The organism is Roseixanthobacter psychrophilus (genome assembly GCF_043195195.1).
In the GTDB taxonomy this organism is placed as follows: domain Bacteria; phylum Pseudomonadota; class Alphaproteobacteria; order Rhizobiales; family Xanthobacteraceae; genus NCEH01.
Genome location: NZ_JBAFWT010000064.1, coordinates 1 through 16921, shown reverse-complemented (window position 1 = coordinate 16921; position 16921 = coordinate 1). Strand labels below are relative to the sequence as shown.

Below are 16921 nucleotides of genomic sequence, written 5' to 3'. Positions count from 1 at the left end.
CCGGGGACCAAACCTTGATGGTGGCATGCTACTAAGGTAATATATGCTGAATTGTTATCGCTGAAATTCGGAAGCGGCTTTTGTGGGCGCCCTGCGGGAGCCGTAGTTTGGGGAGAAGCAGGGAGATGAAATGTACTCAGAGCATCAATTGCCGGGCGGGTTTCAGCTTTTGGACTGTCCGCGCACGGGCGGCCCGTCCGCATATGGGCCTTTGTGTGCCACGCATTCCCTCCTGCCGTCCCGGCGGCGAATCTTCCAGTCTGCGCCGTTCTCGTTTCGACAGGTGATTTTATGAGCGCTCTAGAAGGCAAACTCGTAATTGCGATCGAACAGGCCGTTGCCGCCCCCTTCTGCACCTCCCGGCTTGCCGATGCCGGGGCGCGGGTCATCAAGGTGGAACGGCCGGAAGGCGATTTCGCCCGAGGCTATGATCGCGCGGCGCAGGGCCTTTCCAGCTATTTCATCTGGCTCAACCGGGGCAAGGAATCGCTGGTGCTCGACCTCAAGGCGGAGGCGGATGGGGCGCTTCTGCTGGCCATGATCGACCGCGCCGACGTGCTGGTGCAGAACCTCAAGCCGGGCGCGCTGGACCGCCTGGGCCTCGGCCCGCAGGTCATGCTGGAGCGACGCTCCGGCCTCGTGTGCTGCTCCATCAGCGGCTATGGCGACACCGGCCCCTATGCGCGGCGCAAGGCCTATGACCTCCTCATCCAGGCCGATAGCGGCCTGTGCAGCATCACGGGCGGGCCGGAATCGGCAGCACGCGTTGGCATTTCCCTGGTGGATATCGCGACCGGCGCCACCGCCCATGCGGCCATCCTCGAAGCGCTCATCGCGCGCGAGGCGACGGGGCGCGGGGTGGACATCCGCATCTCCATGTTCGATGTGATCGCCGATTGGCTGGCGGTGCCCTTCCTGCATGCCAAGGCGGGCAATCCGCCGGCGCGGGTCGGCCTCGCCCATCCGTCCATCTCGCCTTACGGCGTTTTTACCACGCGCGACGGCCGGCAGGTGCTGATCTCCATCCAGAACGACCGGGAATGGGGCAGTTTCGCCCGTAACCTGCTTGAGCGGCCGGACATGATCTCAGACCCGCATTTTGCCACAAACGACCAGCGGGTGACGAACCGGGCTGCCGTGGACGAAATCCTGAGCGCCCGCTTTGCCGCGCTGGACCACGCCCAGACGGTGGCGCTGCTGCTGGAGGCGGACACGGCCTTCGCCGACGTCAACGCCATTACCGATCTCATTCATCATCCGCACCTCAACACCGCACGGGTGGAGACCGAAGCCGGTCCTCAGGCCATCCCAGCCCCGGCGCCAGTGAGGGACGGGGTGCGCCACACCGGTCATCATGTGCCGGCGCTGGGCGAGAACAGCGTGGCTATCCGGGCGGAATTCGCGCCCCAGCCCGTGGCCTGATACGATCAGCAAGCGCCGTTTCGATCGAGAGGTGTTTCATTGCCCCTTGAGAGGCGATGAAACGATGCGGCTCAAAGCCAGCCAGTGTGAAGCGCAAGCGCAACGAGGAGCTGCGACAGGACGAGCAGCGTTGCGGCGTAAGCCCCGTTCCAGCGCAGGCCCACGGTCACCGGGGAGACGTCTGCGGGCGTGAACGCCGATGGGAGGAACTGCTCTACATAAGCACGAAAGGCTTCGCCGTTCATCGGGCCGTCGAGGACGAGGGGGCGATGAAGATGGTGGTGCGCCGATGGCCGAACGGAGCAGATCAACCAGGCGTTCGCCCTTCGGCGCCCAGCCATAGCGGCGGACCATGTTGGTCGTGCCATCGGTCTCATCGAGGAAGACGAAGCCGGCCGGACCCATGAAGCGCTGTCATACCCGCCATCGCCGGCGGTGATCGGCGACGTCGGGGCGGTCCTGCTCGGCTGCCCATCAGCGACTTTTTTTGTGAGACAGGCCGAGGCGGCGAAGCGCCGACCAGATGGTCGTCGGCAAGCGCATCGACCGCCACACCCCGCCATCTGGCTCCGGCGGGGGCGGAAAGCGCAAAAGCGCAAACGGCACGAGCGTCACTGGGCCGAGCCGCTGCCGGTTGAGCCAGAGAAACGCGAGCCGCGCCACGCCCCCGGCCGCAGTCGTGACAGGGTGACGGAAGACGACGCTGGCCAGCCCGATGATGACGGCGAGGCAGATCAGCGCCTCCGCCGCCCGCTCTCTGGCTGGCTGGCTGGCTGGCTGGCCGGATTTCCTCTACTCTGACGGTGTCATCCACTTCATCCTCAGATTGGGTCCCACGCGAAGACGTCGCCGGAGCGCTCCATGGGCGCGAAGCTGGCCTTGAAAGCGGGCAAGGCGCGCTCGGCGACCAGAGTGGGCGTCCAGCCCTTGTCGTGATGGACGCTCCGGATAGGGCGCATGGGATTGAACAAGAACAATTCATTGAGGCGCGCCGCGAACACTTGGCCAGTCACGCCTTCCGACGCTGCGGAGGCGAGGAAAACCACCAGCGGCGCATTGCTCTCCGGGGTCATGCGCTTCATGCGCTCGACGCGGGCCTGCTCCTCCGGCGTATCGGAGGGGATGGAGCTGGTCATGCGGCTCCAAGCGAAGGGCGCCACGCAGTTCGAGCGCACGCCAAAACGGGCCATGTCGAGGGCGATGGACTTCGACAGGCCCACAATACCCAGCTTGGCGGCGGAATAATTGGCCTGGCCGAAATTGCCGATGAGGCCAGAGGTGCTCGTCATGTGCACGAGGGCGCCGCGCCCCTGGGCGCGGAACGGCTCGGCAGCGGCGCGGCTCATGTAGAAGGTACCGTTCAGGTGGACATTGATGACCGCCTCCCAGTCGGATGGCTCCATCTTGTGGAAGATGACGTCGCGCAGGATGCCGGCGTTGTTCACCAGTACATCCACCTGGCCGAAATGGTCCAGTGCCATCTCGATGGTGCGCTTGGCCGCAGCCCATTCGGAGACGCTTTCAGCGGAAATTACCGCCTCCCCGCCGAGGGCCTCGATCATGGCCTTGGTCTCTTCGGCGGGGGCGGAGGAACGCTCGCCCGCGCCGCCCAGGGACACGCCGATATCGTTGATGACCACCTTCGCGCCCGCTTTGGCGAATTCGAGCGCAATGCCGCGGCCGATGCCGCCACCCGCACCGGTGACCACGGCAACCCTGCCTTCAAGCCCCAGATCTACGGTCATACCCATCACCTCCCTGAATGCGTTGAATTATTTTCCGAGGCCCAGCACCTGCTTGGCGACGATGTTGCGCTGGATCTCGGACGAGCCGCCATAGATCGTGCAGGGACGCGCCTGAAGGAACACGCTGCCCGGATAGAGCATCGGCTCGCCCGGCAGGCCGCCGGCCAGCGTGCCGAGCTCGCCGGCCAGCTCCAGGATGCGGTCGGAGATCTTCTGATAGAGCGCCGTCTGATTGATCTTCAGCATCGACACGTCAGGCCCGAGGGCGATGCCGCGGCGCACCTGATCGGCAAAGGTGGCGTAGAAGGACTTGTGGTCCTCCAATTCCATCTTGAGGGCGGTGATCATGGGCGCGCAGTCCTCGTTTTTGCCCATATGGGCGGCGAGTCGCTCCAGATGGTCGAGCGCGCCTTCGGACTGCTTGGGCGAGCCGAGGAACAATCGCTCGAAGCCGAGCAGGTTCTTGGCCATCGTCCAGCCGGCATTCACGGCGCCGACGATGGCGTCGGCGGGAATGCGCACATTGTCGAAGAAGACCTCGGCAAACTCATCGTGCAGGTCGATATTGACGATGGGCCGCACGGTCAGCCCGGGCGTGTCCATGGGCACGAGGAAGAAGCTGATGCCCCTCTGCTTGGACGCCTCAGGGTCGGTGCGGGCGAGCACGAAGATCCAGTTGGCGTCGGTGCCGAGCGTCGTCCAGGTCTTCTGGCCGTTCAACACCCATTCGTCGCCGTCGCGCACTGCGGTGGTGCGCAGCGATGCAAGGTCGGAGCCGGCATTGGGCTCGCTATAGCCCTGGCACCAGATGATCTCGCCGGAGAGGATGCGCGGCAAATGATAGGCACGCTGGGCATCGCTGCCATGGGCGATCAGGAGCGGGCCGACCATGGTGATGCCACTGTCCGGCAGGCGGGCGCAGCCATAGCGCTCCATCTCCTCGATCATGATGAGGAGCTTCGCGGGCGAAAGGCCCATGCCGCCGAATTCGCGCGGCCAGCCGGGGCACAGCCAGCCTTGCGTGGAGAGGCGCTCGTACCAGGGCATCGCCTGCGCCGCATGCAGGCGCTTGGTGGGGCTGCGCAGCTCCGGCGGATAGTTGGTTGCGATCCAGCTTCGCACGACCATCCGGAATTCGGCGTCGCCGAGCGGGTTGAGGTCGGCATGGGGGGCGGGAGGTGCTGCGTGAGCGGCATCGGTCATGTCATTCTCCCCAGAAGATGGGCGCGCGCTTCTCGAAGAAGGCCGCGCGGCCCTCCACGGCATCGGCGCTGCGCAGGAGCGTCGGCTGGATCAGGTGTTCAAATTCGAGCGCGCGGTCCACCTCCTGAGCCAGGAAGTCCTTGACGTAGGCCCGGGGCAGAGGCGCGGTGGACGCCGCTTCCAGGGCGATGGCCTTGGCCTTGGCGAGGGCCTCGCCTTCGCTCACGCGCACATCCACGAAGCCGAGCCTTTCGCCTTCCTTCGCGTCGATCGCCGCGGAGGTGAGGAAGATGCGCTGGGCCCGGCCCGCGCCGATGCGGGCGGGCAGGGTGGCGAGCAGCCCCATGTCGGGGATGAGCCCGATCTTGCCGAAGCTGGAGACGAAGTGGGCGGTCTCGGCCGCCACCACGCTCTCGCACGCCAAAGCGACACCGAAGCCGGCCCCCGCCGCCCAGCCTTCCACAGCCGAGACGAGGGGCTTGGGGAACCGCACCATCCGCCCGATGAGGTCCTTCACGACGGCGAAGCGGTCGCGCGCCTCGGCGATGGAGGCGATGGCCTTCTGATCGCGGATATCGCCGCCGGCGGAGAAGTTGCCCCCGGCCCCCGTCAGCACCACGGCGCGGACCGCGGGATCGCGCTCGGCGTCCGAGAGATGGCGTACCATGCGCAGGCGCACCTGATGGCCGAGGGGATTGCGCCGTTCCGGCTCATCCATGATCAAGATGAGAAGCCCGTCCTCAAGAGCTGCCGTGATCCCGCTCATGGCCGGCCCTCCGTCAGGCAGCCGTATCTCTTGCGATGGAAGGCGGCGTTTCCGTAGCGCGGCGCAAGAATCATGGCGCGGCGCAGGAACAGGCCGATATCGGCCTCGTCGGTGTAGCCGATGGCGCCGTGAAGCTGGACGGCCTGGCGCGTGACCAGCATGGCGGCATCCGCCGCCCGCGCCTTGGCGCGCGAGACGATGCGGCGGCAGTCCTCCTCCGCATCCAGGGCCGCGACCGCGTCGCGCAGCGCCGCCCGCGTCAGGCCGATCTCGATCTCCAGATCGACGGCGCGGTGCTGAAGGGCCTGGAAATTGCCAATGGGCTGGCCGAACTGCACGCGGGTCTTCAGATAGTCCAGCGTGATGGCAAAGGCCCGCTCCATGATGCCGAGGAGGGCGGCCGTGGTGGCCAGCGCCGCCGCCTCGAACGCCTTGAGATCGGGCGCTGGAAGGCGTTTCGCCTCCACATTGTCGAGGGTCAGCGTGCCGGTGTGGCCGCCGTCGAGCGTGTCCTCGGACGTGATCTTGAGGCTGGGCGCCTTCCCGTCCACCAGGAAGCAGGCATCCGGGCCAACGATGAGGAATGCGTCGGCGGCTTCCGCCATGGGCACGAAGGCGCGCTTTGCGCTGATCCGCCCGCCGGCTTCGGTGATCCCGCCGGCCACCGTCAGGCCCTCTGGCCCGTCCTGCCAGGCCGGCAGCACCAGAAGATCGCCTGCGATCGCTTCGGCAGGGGCGTTCTGTCCCATCAGGTCGAGCGCGAGCTCGGCCTCGATCAAGGGCTCGGGCAGCAAGGCCGCCCCCACCTCGACCGCTAGGGCGGCATATTCGGCCATGCCGAGCCCGATGCCGCCGGCCTCCTCGGGCAGACGCAGCCCGAGCCAGCCCATGGCGGCGATCTCGGCCCAGCGGGCCCGGTCGATGCCCGGCCGGGTGAAGCGCAGGGCGCGCACCTTCTTCAGGTCGCCGTCGCGCGACGTGATACCCGCCGCGCTCTCCACCAGCAGGCGCAGCCCTTCAAGCCTGTCCTCGTCCAGCGCGAATGTGGCGCCCATCCCTGTCCTCCCTGTTCGAGCTGGCTCATGCCACCTGGGCGAGGCCATTGCCGATCACAACCACGTCGCGCTCCACGGCGCGGGTGCGGAAGGAGCCGTCGCCCCAGATCTCCGTCCTCAGGGTCTCGCCCGGCGTCACCGTTGCCGTGAACCGCGCATCGAGCCCCTTCAGCCGCTGCGGATCGCCTTTGCACAGAGTGGCGACCAGCCCATGGGCGGCGATGCCGAGGCTGCACAGCCCATGCAGGATCGGGCGCTGGAAGCCGGCCTTGGCGGCCACGTCCGGATCGAGATGGAGGGGATTGTTGTCGCCGTTCCAGCGATACCAGAGCGCCTGCTCGGGCCGGGTCACTGTCTCATGGACGATCTCGGGCGCGGTGTCCGGCACGATGTGGAAGGCCTTCACCGGTCCGGCCGGGCCGCCGAAGCCGCCATCACCGCGCAGGAAGGTGGTGGAGCGGGTCGTGGCGTAGAGCGCGCCCGTCTCGGCGTCGCGCAGCTGCTTCTCGCTATAGAGCAGCGCGCCGCGCCCCTCGCCCTTGTCGATGATGCCGACAACGCGGGTCTTGCCCACCACCGTGCCCTCAGAAGGCAGAGGCGCATAGAGCGTGATGCCCTGCTCGCCATGGACGAGGCGGACCGCATCGACGCCCGTATCGGGATTTGGGAGCCAGAAGCCGGGATGCCCGAGCACCAGGGGCAGGGTCGGAAACGGGGTCAATTGACCCGCCCCGACGAAGCTGAGGTCGGCCCGATCCATGGGGTCCTGCCCGACACCGATGGAGAGCGCGTAGAAGGCGCACTCCCGCGGGCCGTAGCTCTGGCGGACCTCCGGGATGTCGTAGGCCATCAGCTTGTCGTAGTCGATCACGGGCGATCCTCCCCTTCGATCTCGATGACCGCGTCGAGCGCATAGGCGCCTTCGGGCAGGGCCAATACGGGATTGAGGTCGATGGCCCGCAGTCTGGGGCCTGCCGCGGCGGCAAAGGCCGAGAGCCTGGACAGCATGCCGGCCAGGGCATCGAGATCTGCCGGGGCACGGCCCCGCGCGCCGGTGAGGATGCCCGCCGCCTTGATGGAGAGGATCATCTCGCGCGCCGTTTCTTCGTCGAACGGGCAGGGGCGGATGGACACGTCGTCGAGAAGCTCCACGAAGATGCCGCCGAGCCCGAACACCGCCACCGGGCCGAACGCGGGGTCTCGGCTGATGCCCATGAGGCATTCCACGCCGCCGGTGAGCTGGCGGGCCACCAGCATGCCGGCGATGCGCGCCTCCGGCGCCGCCTTGCCGACCGCTTCCATGATGCCGGCATAAGCGGCGCGCACCTGGTCGGCATCGCCAAGGTTGAGCCGCACGCCGCCAATGTCCGACTTGTGGACGATGTCGGGCGAGACGATCTTCAGCACCACAGGAAAACCGAGCGCGGCGGCGGCAGATGCGGCCTCGTCGGCGGATTTGACGATCCGCTCCGGCGCGGACGCGATTCCGGCCGCGGCCAATAGCACCTTGGCCCCATGCTCGTCCGGCGTTCCAGCCGGCAGCGTGACCTCGGGCAGCGCCGGCAGAGCCTTCGGCTTGGCGGCTAGCATGTCGCCCACCCGCCCCATGGCGGCGATGGCGCGCACCGCCCGGCTCGGGTCGTCGAAGGTCAGGAAGCCCGCATCCTGATAGGCGCGGGTGATCTTCTCATCCGCCATGATGCACAGGGCCAGCAGCCGATCGGGGAATTCCGCGCGGATCTTGCGCAGCGACTCCAGAAGGCGCGGGGCAAGGCTCGCGCCGCCCGCCACATAGGTGAGGAAGCACAGGATCGAGCGGTAGCGGCCATCCTTGAGCGCCGCGCGGGTAAAGGCTTCGAACAGCGAAAGGTCGTTCAGCGCCTGGGCGGTGCAATCGAGCGGATTGGTCGGCGTGCCGTAGGGCAGAAGCTCTCTCAGCCGGGCCTGCGCCTCTTGAGGCATGGCCGGCATGGGAAGGCCGGCCGCCTCCGCCTCGTCGGTGGCGATGATGCCGGCCCCGCCACTGACGGTGATAACGCCGAGGCTGTTGCCGGCGGGATAGATCCGCTGGTGCGCCGCATAGGCGAAATCCAGCATCTGCTCGGTGTCGCGCACACGGATGACGCCATGCTCGGCGAGCACCGCTTCCGCCACCGTGTCGTCACCGGTCAGCGAGGCGGTATGCGCCGCCGCCGCCGCCGCGCCGAGCTGGCTCTTGCCGGACTTCAGCATGAAGACCGGCTTTCCCGCCGCACGGGCGGCATCGAGGGCGGCGATCATGCGCGGCCCGTCGCGGAAGCCTTCCTGATAGGCGCAGATGACATCCACCTCGTCGCTGCCCGCCATCCAGCCGATGGCGTCGGCGACCATCACGTCGGCCTCGTTGCCCGTGGTGATGAGCACGGAGACGCCGATGCCGCGCAAGCGCGCCAAGGCCGCCATGTGGGCTCCATAGGCCCCCGACTGGCTGGCAATGCCGATATTGCCGGGCAGGGGAAAGGCCATCTCCAGGGACGAGGAGAAGGTGCCGTAATATCCGAGGCCCACATTGAAGACGCCGAGCGTGTTCGGGCCGAGCACGCGCATGCTGTGGCGGCGAGCGATGGCGAGGACCTCGTCCTGGGCCTTCTCGCCGTCCGCGCCGGTCTCCGCAAAGCCTGCGGAGAACAAGGTGACCGAGCGGCAGCCCTTCTCGCCCAGCGCGGCCACCACCTCCGGCACCTGCTTTGCCGCGACGGCGACGATGCCGGCATCCGGCACCTCCGGCAGGTCGGCCACGGAGGCGTAGCAGGCAAGGCCCTGCACCTCCGCCCGGCCGGGATTGACCGGCAGGATGCGTCCCTTGTAGCCGGCGCTCAGCATCGCGGCGATGGGCCGCCCGCCGATCCGCGAGGGATCGGCGGAGGCGCCGATGATCGCCACCGAACGGGGCGCCAGCAGCGCGCCGAGGGCGGCGAAACCATAGGTTTCGGGCGTGGTCATCACGTTCACAGCGCCGCCGCCGAACCGAGGAAGGCCGTGACCTGGCTCGACAGCGTGCCGCCATTGCCGTGCAGAAGGGCGATATCAGCCTTCTTGAGCTGGCGCTCGCCCGCCTCCTTGCGGATCTGGGCTACGCCCTCGGCGATGAGGAACATGCCGTACATGCCCGGATGGACGCAGGATAGGCCGCCGCCATTGGTGTTAACGGCCAGTTCCCCGCCCGGCGCGATGCGTCCGTCCTGCACGAAGCGCCCGCCCTCGCCCTTGGGGCAGAAGCCGAGATCCTCGAGGAAGAGGATCGTGTTGATCGTGAAGGCGTCGTAGACCATCACGAGGTCCACATCGGCATGGGTGAGGCCGGCCATCTCGAAGGCGCGCGGCCCGCTCTCGCTGGCGGCAGTGATGGTCAGGTCCGGCATGGCCTGGATCGAGCGGTGCCAGTTCGCGCCCGCGGCGCCGAGGAAATAGACCGGGGCCTTGGGGAAGTCCTTCGCCCGGTCGGCCCGCACCAGGATGCAGGCGGCGGCGCCGTCGGTCACCAGGCAGCAATCGCCGGAGGTGAGCGGGTCGGAGACCATGCGCTTTGCGAGCACGTCCTCACGGGTCAGGGGGCCGCGCGCGAAGGCGTCCGGGTTGAGGTTCGCCCACTGGCGGGCGGACACCGCCACATCGGCGAGCATCTCGCGCGTGGTGCCGTACTGGTGCATGTGCCGGCTGGTGGCGAGCGCGTAGGCCGTGATGGGATGCCGCGGCGAGTAGGACGTCTCGTGCCATTGCGGCTCGGACATGGAGACGAGGCGGCCGCCGGCGGTGCGCTGGTTGGAGCCGTAGCAGATCAGCGCGACGTCGCAGAGCCCCGCTTCCAGCGCCAGGGAGGCCTGGAGCAGGTGCATCTCGAAGCTGGAGCCGCCGATATTGGTGCTGTCGAAATATTTCGGCTTCAGCCCGAGATATTCCGTCACGCTCATGGAGGCGAAGGCGTGGCTGCTGGTGGCGGCGAACACCGCGTCGATGTCGGAGAGCTTCAGGCCGCAATCGTCCAGCGCGGCGCGGACGGACAGGCCGAGAAGCTCGATGGCCGAGAAGCCGGGCGCCTCGCCGACACCGGCGGTGCCCATGCCGACAATGGCCGTCTTTCCGCGAATGGGATGGCTCATGTCACTTCTCCTGCGGCTCGAACACGACGCGCGGCGTCTCCCCCGCCTCGACGCGCGCCTTGACGCGGGAACCGATGGGCAGGGTCTCGACACCGACAATGGTGGTCATCATGCGCGGGCCCTCATCGAGATCAACGAGCGCCACGTTGTAGGAGCCCTCGCGTTTGCGGTTGACCGTGATCGCATAGACCGTGCCGTTGCCGGAGGCCTCGACCCATTCGAGATCAGTCTCGCCAGAAGGGAGCATCACCTTCGGATAGAAGACGTATTCGCCCGTCTTGCGGGCACGCTGGACCATGAAGCGTCCCTCGGCCAGGAAGCGTTCATAGGTCACCTGCGGCCCGGTCGCGTCTGTTGCAGCGGACGTCTCGCCCATCCCTTTTCCTCCTTCATGGGCCAAGCCTGCCGCGGCCGAATTTGCCCCGTGCGCAGCGCCTGCCCGCCAACCATTCTTCTTCTGCATGTCCAAGAGCCGGCGCTGCGGCAAGCGCTGTCCCCCCGGGCTTGACGCCAGGGCGCGCTGTCCGGTCCGGTTGCTGAGGAAGGGAAGGCTTGCCGCGCGGGGTCAGGAACCCGCTATCACCGCGCAATCGGGCCTTCCCGACGTCGTACCCTCCCTATCCCATGCCAATCTCATTTGGTTGGCATCTTTTTGCATGCCGAATTGCTTTCTGCAACGAGAAAAATTGCGTGCTTCCGAACGATCCGCATCCGCTCTATGGTTTGACCGGCAAATGGCGAACGGAGCGCGCAGTGACCAAGGCAGACGCAGCCAACCCGGAGCGGGCGGGCGAAGACGCGCCACGCAGCCTCCAGAAATATGTAGGCGCAGTGGAAAATGCCGTTTCGATTCTGCGCTTCCTCACCCACCATCATGCGCCGGCCGGCGTCGCGTACATCGCCCGCGAAACTGGCATCCACGTCTCGACCACCTTCAACATCCTGCGCACGCTGGCCAAGGAGAGGCTGATCGCCTTCAACCCGGCTTCGAAGGAGTACAGCCCCGGCCTCGGACTTCTTGAATTCTCCGTGCCGCTTTTGGGTGTGAATCAGATCGACCTCGTGCATCCCGCGCTGGAGGAGCTTTCCAGTGCGCACCGGGCCCTGATCGGGCTTTGGAAAGTCACCCCCCAAAATCGCATCGTGCTGGTGGATAGGGTGGTGGAGGGCAAGGTGGTGCGCGTGGACATGGCGCTCGGCGCGCGCCTTCCGGCCTTCGTGGGCGCCGTCGGCCGCTGCGTCGCGGCAACCCGCAAGCCTTCGAAATCCGAGCTTCAGCGCCGGTTCAAGGCGTTGCGCTGGCAGAATCCGCCCAGCTTCGAGGCCTACAGCGCGGACGTGGCCCAGGCTCGCGAGACCGGCTTTGCCTTCGACCGCGGAAATCTCTTCCAGGGCCTCGACATCGCCGCCGCCGTCATCATCGACCGCGAAGGGCAAGCCCGCTTCGGGATCAGCGGGATTGCCGTTATCGGGCAGATAAGTGAAGCCGAGCTTCAGGCGCTGGCGCACGCGCTGCACGACACGGCGGTGCGAATTTCCGCCAACCTCTACGGTGCAAGCGGCGAGGTGTGATCCGGCCTCGATGCACCCACCCTGACCTCGGGTGGGGAGAAGCTCGTGGACGAGGTGGAGAGGAGAGCGATACGCGAGGTTTCCTGCGCCGCCGGAAGAAGCAAGAGATCGAGGCGCGCAAAGCCGATGCCGGCGCACGACAACCGCTCCTCCCGGAGGAGCGCCCGACCTTCAGGCCACGGCCTTGAGCCTGGTCGCAGTGATGCAGGCCCATGGCAGGAGATCGTCGATCTGGCTGTTGGGGTGGCCGTTGACGATGCGGGTGACGACGTCGGTAAGCTGGGCTTTGGGGGTCTATGCCATTGAGCTTGATTGGGTTGTTTAATTGCTGATATGCGGCCAAGGCCGTTGTGATCTGGGAGACATGTTTGCCGGGTGCATGGTTGTTTTCGCGGTCGGCATGGGCCGCCGCTTCATGTGAAGGTTTTCGGATGCTGGCCCGATCACGACCGCGGGCAGGGGGAAGCGGGCCGGTGCGGGCAGGAATAACCCGATCGGCCTACTCCGGTCGTGTGCGGGTCGGCGCGCGAGCGACCTTGTTCCGCAGCCGCGACGGCAGGACACCCGTGGTCCCGATGCCGGAGACGGCGTTGCCTGCGACGAGACCATGACGCCGGAGAGCGGGTGCGGCACTCATGAGGTGTCGATCCTGATGGTGGCGGCGGGCCAAGTCCTGGGCAGCGCGCCGCGGGCGAAGGTCTCAATGATGGTCATGGGTCCGCCGCAGCAGCGGCAGCGCAGCCGCTCATCGGCGTTCCCCATCTCGGCGGAAGGCGCCGGTGGATTGGCCAGCGCACGCAGATAATCAACGCGATCGGTGGGCAATTGTCCGAAATTGACTTGATCGCGCCGCAGGGCCGTTTCCACGTCGAGCGGTTGATCGCGCAGATCGAGGATCCCGCCTCCGACCTGCCACAGGCCGCCCGCACTTGCCTCACCATGCTCGTCGGCGTGCTGCGCCACCTCAAGGAGCAGACCGCTGCGCTCGATGCCGAGATCGCCGCGCGGGCGGAGGCCGACGACGTTGCGCGCCGGCTCATGACGGTGCCGGGCATCGGCCCGCTGATCGCCACCGCCATCGAGGCGCTGGCCCACCGGCGGAGACGTTCCGCTCGGGCCGCGATTTTGCCGCCTGGGTCGGCCTGACGCCGGTGCAGCGATCGACCGGCGGCAAGGAGCGTCTCGGGCGAACGTCGCGCATGGGCGAGCGCACGCTCCGACGCCTGCTGATCATCGCGTCGAGCGCCGTGGTGCGCTGGGCCAGGCGCAAGGGCGTCCCGGCTGGCTCATGGCTCGGCCGGATGCTGGCCCGCAAGCCGCCGATGCTGGTGATCGTGGCCCTGGCCAACAAGAACGCGCGCATTGCCTGGGCGCTGCTGACGAAGGGCGGGATTTATCGAGCTCCGACCGTCCCCGCATAGGTGGGGCGGGCGCGAGGCTGTCGGGGCGTGAGGAGGTCGAAGGACAGGTATGGTGCAACGTCGGTAAGGCGGGATCAGGAGAGCCGCGTCTTGTCGTCGAGGATGTTGAGGGTGCCGGCGCGGGTGCGCCGCTTCCAGAGGTTGTTCCACCACGGCGCCTGCCGGAGGTTCTCGCCGGTCTTCATGGGCGGCACCACGAAGCCGTCCATGAAGGTGTCCACGCAGAAGCCGGGCCAGCTGCCCGAGACCGGCGCGCCGGCCTCCATGATGTGGTTGAGGCCCACCGCCCAGGCCACCACCTCGCCGTCGATCACCAGGGGCACGTAGGTGTAGGTGTCGCCGGGATGGGGCGCGCCTCCGGTGAGGCCGTCGTCGGTCACGAACACGTCGGCGTCGTTGATGCCCGGATTCTCGTCGAAGCCCTCGGCGGCCATGTGCCGGATGGCTACCGGGAAGGACGAGGTGTGGGCGAAGAAGCCGAGCGAGAGCGCCAGGGTGTCGCCCTCCGGCGTGGTGAGCGCCCACAGGGACTTGCCCATCTCGCGGCCGCCGGGACTGGCCGCCACGTAGCGCGCCACCTCGCGGGCGGCCAGCACGGTGGAATGGATGCGCGAGTAGAACCGGGCATACTTGAGCGGGTCGGAATCGCGCAGCGTGAACGCCTCGACGCCGCAATAGCGCCCAGTCTCCTGCGTGGCGCGGTCGCGGTCGGCGATGAGCCGCTGCAGCGTCTTGGCTTCCGTGGCCCCATGGCCTGGCGTCCTGGTCTTGGTCTGCGTATCCATTGCCGGCTCGTCCTCCTCAGGCGTTGCCGTGGCCCGCGCAGGGACCGCGTGGGCGTCGTTTCCTCACGCCGACATTCCGAGCAAGGCCGATGCCAATCGCGACGAGCGGGATAACTATTTGTTTTTACATGATATTTCATTCGCACCCGCGCCGGCGCGGTAGCCGTTCCGGACCCTTCCGTCGGGCGGGCCAGCCGGAATCCGGTCGCCGCCGCGCCCGGCCGGATGCCAGAGGGGATGTCGAGGAACGGCAACAGCCAAGTCATTTTCCGCAGAAGAGCGGCGTATCCCTGGGCGTTCCGCTGCAGTGCAGCATTTCCCGCGAGCAAAACTCTTGACCTTGCGATGCCGACTTACAATATTCTTCGCAAAATAAGCGTCGGGACCCTGCGCCGGCCGGCCGCGGCCGGAGGTTTGAACAAAACCAAGAAGAAGATCGCGGCGGTTCGGCTAAGAATTGGGAGGAACTGATGATTCCGGCCTCGATCGTCCCGGAGATTGCGCCGACTTCGGAGGTGGACATCCGCTCGACTATCCGCGCTTGGGAGGACTTCCTTTCCGGAAAGGAGGAAGATCTCCTGAAAGTCTGCCGGGTGGTGAGTCGCTCATGGCGGCGGTCGCTAGCGGCCGGCGTGGACCCGTCCATGATGCGGGCGCCGCGGCCGGCCGAGAGCGACGCGCTCTGGCGCCAGCGCCGTTGCGCGCGCCTGCTGGTGGAAGCCAGCCGCCCCATCTTCGGCCGGCTCGATCCGCTGCTCAACAACACCCAGAGCATCCTGCTCCTGGCCGATGCCCGCGGACTGGTGCTGGACCTCATCGGCGATCCCCATACCCGCGAGCTCGGCCGCGAGGCGCATATCGATTCCGGCGCCACCTGGAGCGAGGGCAACAGCGGCACCAATGCCATCGGCACCGCGCTCGCCGACAACGTGCCGGTGCAGATCCACGCCAGCGAGCATTTCTGCGCGGCGGTGAAGAGCTGGACCTGCGCCGCCGCCCCGGTCCACGATCCCCTGGACGGGGAGCTGATGGGCATCTTCGACATATCGGGGCCGAGGGGAACGGTGCATCCCCTTTGTCTCGCCCTGGCCATGTCTGCGGCGGGGGAGGCCCGCGCCGCCCGCGCCCAAAGATATGCCCTTGAGGAATATCATCTCTCCGCATGACTGGAGGGCCGCATGGCGCTGTCGGGCGCCGACGCGGTGGTGCTGCTGGACCGCAAGGGGCGCTTCGTGCGCGCCCTCGGGCCCACGACGAGGGTGCGGGAGCTGATGCGCCGCGTCGGCCAGGACGGCGCGCCCACGCGGCAGGCCAAGCTGCTGGAGCCCCAGGGTGGCGCCTTCCGCGCGCCCTTCTGGGCCCCCGGCGTGGAGATGGAGACCCTGGAGGACGGCGGCGACTGCCTCGGCGCCATGCTCGTCCTTCCCGCCGACGGCGGGGGCGCCCGCGCGTCCCGGCCGTCGCCCGCCGCCGCGACGCCGGACCGCAGCGATCCGTTCTGGAGATCGCCGGGCGGTCCGCGGCCATGCAGCCGGTGGTGGCGCGGGCCCGGCAGATCGCGCGCATCGCCGCCCCGGTGCTGATCCTCGGCGAGACCGGAACCGGCAAGGAGGTCATGGCGCGCGCCATCCACGCCGCGTCGCCCCAGGCCAGGGGGCCGTTCGTCGCCGTCAACTGCGCCACCCTCAGCCGCGAGCTGGCGGCCAGCGAGCTGTTCGGCTACGCCCCGGGCGCCTTTACCGGCGCGCGGCGGGAGGGGCGCGCCGGCTTCTTCGAGCTGGCCGACCAGGGCACGCTGTTCCTGGACCAGCTTGGCGACATGCCGCTCGACGTGCAGGGCCATTTCCTGCGGGTGCTGGAGCAGGGCAGCGTCCAGCGGGTGGGCGGCGGCGACGAGAGGACCGTCGGCGTGCGGGTGATCGCAGCCACCAACGTGCAGCTCAAGGCGGCGGTGGATGCCGCCAGCTTCCGCGCCGGTCTGTTCTTCCGGCTCAATGTCGGTCAGATCACGCTCATCCCCCTGCGCGAGCGCCGCAACGATTTGCCCGAGCTGGCGGAAGCCCTCCTGGAGCGCATCCGGCTGCGCTACCACATGCCCGGGCTTGCGCTCGACGCGCCGATCATTGCGGCCTTCCGGGCCTATGACTGGCCCGGCAACATCCGCGAGCTGGCCAACGTGCTGGAGGGCATAGCCGCCCTGTCCGAGGGGGAGGAGCTGACCATCGACCTGCTGCCGCCGGGGCTCGCGGAGGCGGCGGGCGCCCGCGCCGACAACCTCAGCACCCTGCGCATGAGCGAGCGGGAGCTGATCCTGCGCTGCCTGCGGGACAATAGCGGCAACCGGACGCAGACCGCCCGGCAGCTGGGCGTCGCCAAGAGCACGCTCTACGACAAGATGAAGCTCTACCGCATCAGCTGACCCGCAGGCGACCGCCGTGCCCGTCGCCACCGACAGTGGGCACGATAGGGCTGAGGGACAGGGCGCGGACCGTATTGCACCGCCGTGGCCAGGCAGGTTTTGACCGAGACCGACACTTACTCATCGTAGAAATTTAGGGCAGTTTCAGCCCAGCACTCTAGGGGGTAGTGACGATTTAAGGATTTGGTCTACCCGGCCGACGTCGCACTCGTTTTCCCCGTGTCGGGACGCGGCCGGCCCCGCAAGAACCAGGTCCCCGACCAGCTCTCCGTGTCCGCCGAGACGGTGCTGACCGGCGCGCGATGGCGCAAGGTCTCCTGGCGGCGCGGCTCCAAGGGACCGTTGAGCGCACGCTTCGCGGCCTGCCGCATCGGCGTCGCGGATGGGCCGCCTC

General features: G+C 67.7%; 16 protein-coding genes and 3 pseudogenes. 7 read left to right on the top strand and 12 right to left on the bottom strand.

Features of this window, described 5'->3' with window-relative positions; all coding sequences use genetic code 11:
- The first annotated feature begins 291 nt into the window (after window positions 1-291).
- Window positions 292-1422, top strand: coding sequence for a CaiB/BaiF CoA transferase family protein (locus tag V5F77_RS26725; protein WP_429008140.1), 1131 nt, complete (start codon window positions 292-294; stop codon window positions 1420-1422).
- 71 nt (window positions 1423-1493) lie between these two features.
- Here V5F77_RS26725 and V5F77_RS26720 read toward each other — a convergent pair whose 3' ends face one another.
- The 9 genes from V5F77_RS26720 to V5F77_RS26680 all read right to left on the bottom strand — a co-directional run bounded on the left by V5F77_RS26720 (window position 1494) and on the right by V5F77_RS26680 (window position 10706).
- Complete coding sequence (locus V5F77_RS26720; protein ID WP_429008139.1) at window positions 1494-1667, bottom strand: hypothetical protein; 174 nt, start codon at window positions 1665-1667, stop codon at window positions 1494-1496.
- A 576-nt stretch (window positions 1668-2243) separates the two neighbouring features.
- On the bottom strand, window positions 2244-3167 hold the full coding sequence (locus V5F77_RS26715; protein WP_348848216.1) for an SDR family NAD(P)-dependent oxidoreductase: 924 nt from the start codon (window positions 3165-3167) through the stop codon (window positions 2244-2246).
- Between the two features lie 27 nt (window positions 3168-3194).
- Window positions 3195-4370 (bottom strand): acyl-CoA dehydrogenase family protein, encoded by a 1176-nt coding sequence (locus tag V5F77_RS26710; protein WP_429008138.1) that lies wholly within the window; start codon window positions 4368-4370, stop codon window positions 3195-3197.
- 1 nt (window position 4371) lies between these two features.
- Window positions 4372-5136 carry an enoyl-CoA hydratase/isomerase family protein gene (locus tag V5F77_RS26705; RefSeq protein ID WP_429008137.1) on the bottom strand — a complete coding sequence of 255 codons (765 nt, stop codon included), beginning with the start codon at window positions 5134-5136 and terminating at the stop codon, window positions 4372-4374.
- Complete coding sequence (locus V5F77_RS26700) at window positions 5133-6191, bottom strand: acyl-CoA dehydrogenase family protein (RefSeq protein ID WP_348848219.1); 1059 nt, start codon at window positions 6189-6191, stop codon at window positions 5133-5135. The genes V5F77_RS26705 and V5F77_RS26700 overlap by 4 nt, the downstream gene beginning before the upstream one ends.
- Window positions 6192-6216: 25 nt before the next feature.
- Window positions 6217-7062, bottom strand: coding sequence for a MaoC/PaaZ C-terminal domain-containing protein (locus tag V5F77_RS26695; protein ID WP_348848220.1), 846 nt, complete (start codon window positions 7060-7062; stop codon window positions 6217-6219).
- Window positions 7059-9173, bottom strand: a complete 2115-nt coding sequence (locus V5F77_RS26690; protein ID WP_348848221.1) for an acetate--CoA ligase family protein — start codon at window positions 9171-9173, stop codon at window positions 7059-7061. Before V5F77_RS26690 ends, V5F77_RS26695 begins: the two co-directional genes overlap by 4 nt.
- 5 nt (window positions 9174-9178) lie before the next feature.
- Window positions 9179-10330, bottom strand: a complete 1152-nt coding sequence (locus tag V5F77_RS26685; protein WP_348848222.1) for a thiolase — start codon at window positions 10328-10330, stop codon at window positions 9179-9181.
- Window position 10331: 1 nt separating this feature from the next.
- Entirely contained in the window at window positions 10332-10706 is a 375-nt protein-coding gene (locus V5F77_RS26680) for a Zn-ribbon domain-containing OB-fold protein (protein ID WP_348848223.1), read from the bottom strand.
- Between the two features lie 176 nt (window positions 10707-10882).
- Between V5F77_RS26680 and V5F77_RS26675 the strand changes: the two genes are divergently transcribed.
- Window positions 10883-11902 (top strand): IclR family transcriptional regulator, encoded by a 1020-nt coding sequence (locus V5F77_RS26675; RefSeq protein ID WP_348848224.1) that lies wholly within the window; start codon window positions 10883-10885, stop codon window positions 11900-11902.
- Window positions 11903-12073: 171 nt separating this feature from the next.
- Here the strand turns inward: V5F77_RS26675 and V5F77_RS26670 are convergent.
- Window positions 12074-12212, bottom strand: a pseudogene (locus V5F77_RS26670) (transposase domain-containing protein); the annotation flags it as partial.
- 323 nt (window positions 12213-12535) lie between these two features.
- On the bottom strand, window positions 12536-12727 hold the full coding sequence (locus V5F77_RS26665; protein ID WP_429008136.1) for a hypothetical protein: 192 nt from the start codon (window positions 12725-12727) through the stop codon (window positions 12536-12538).
- On the opposite strand from V5F77_RS26665, the pseudogene V5F77_RS26660 reads away from it, so the two are divergent.
- Window positions 12686-13323 (top strand): annotated as a pseudogene (locus tag V5F77_RS26660) (IS110 family transposase); the annotation flags it as partial. The gene V5F77_RS26665 and the pseudogene V5F77_RS26660 overlap by 42 nt on opposite strands.
- 74 nt (window positions 13324-13397) lie before the next feature.
- Here the strand turns inward: V5F77_RS26660 and V5F77_RS26655 are convergent.
- Window positions 13398-14108 (bottom strand): hydantoinase B/oxoprolinase family protein, encoded by a 711-nt coding sequence (locus tag V5F77_RS26655; protein WP_348848225.1) that lies wholly within the window; start codon window positions 14106-14108, stop codon window positions 13398-13400.
- Window positions 14109-14578: 470 nt separating this feature from the next.
- Between V5F77_RS26655 and V5F77_RS26650 the strand changes: the two genes are divergently transcribed.
- The 4 genes and pseudogenes from V5F77_RS26650 to V5F77_RS26635 form a co-directional block, all read left to right on the top strand.
- A complete protein-coding gene (locus V5F77_RS26650; RefSeq protein ID WP_429008135.1) occupies window positions 14579-15274 on the top strand; it encodes a GAF domain-containing protein in 696 nt (231 codons plus the stop codon).
- A 12-nt stretch (window positions 15275-15286) separates the two neighbouring features.
- On the top strand, window positions 15287-15691 hold the full coding sequence (locus tag V5F77_RS26645; RefSeq protein WP_429008134.1) for a hypothetical protein: 405 nt from the start codon (window positions 15287-15289) through the stop codon (window positions 15689-15691).
- Entirely contained in the window at window positions 15634-16527 is an 894-nt protein-coding gene (locus tag V5F77_RS26640) for a sigma-54 interaction domain-containing protein (RefSeq protein ID WP_429008133.1), read from the top strand. The genes V5F77_RS26645 and V5F77_RS26640 overlap by 58 nt, the downstream gene beginning before the upstream one ends.
- A 186-nt stretch (window positions 16528-16713) precedes the next feature.
- Window positions 16714-16921, top strand: a pseudogene (locus tag V5F77_RS26635) (IS701 family transposase); the annotation flags it as partial.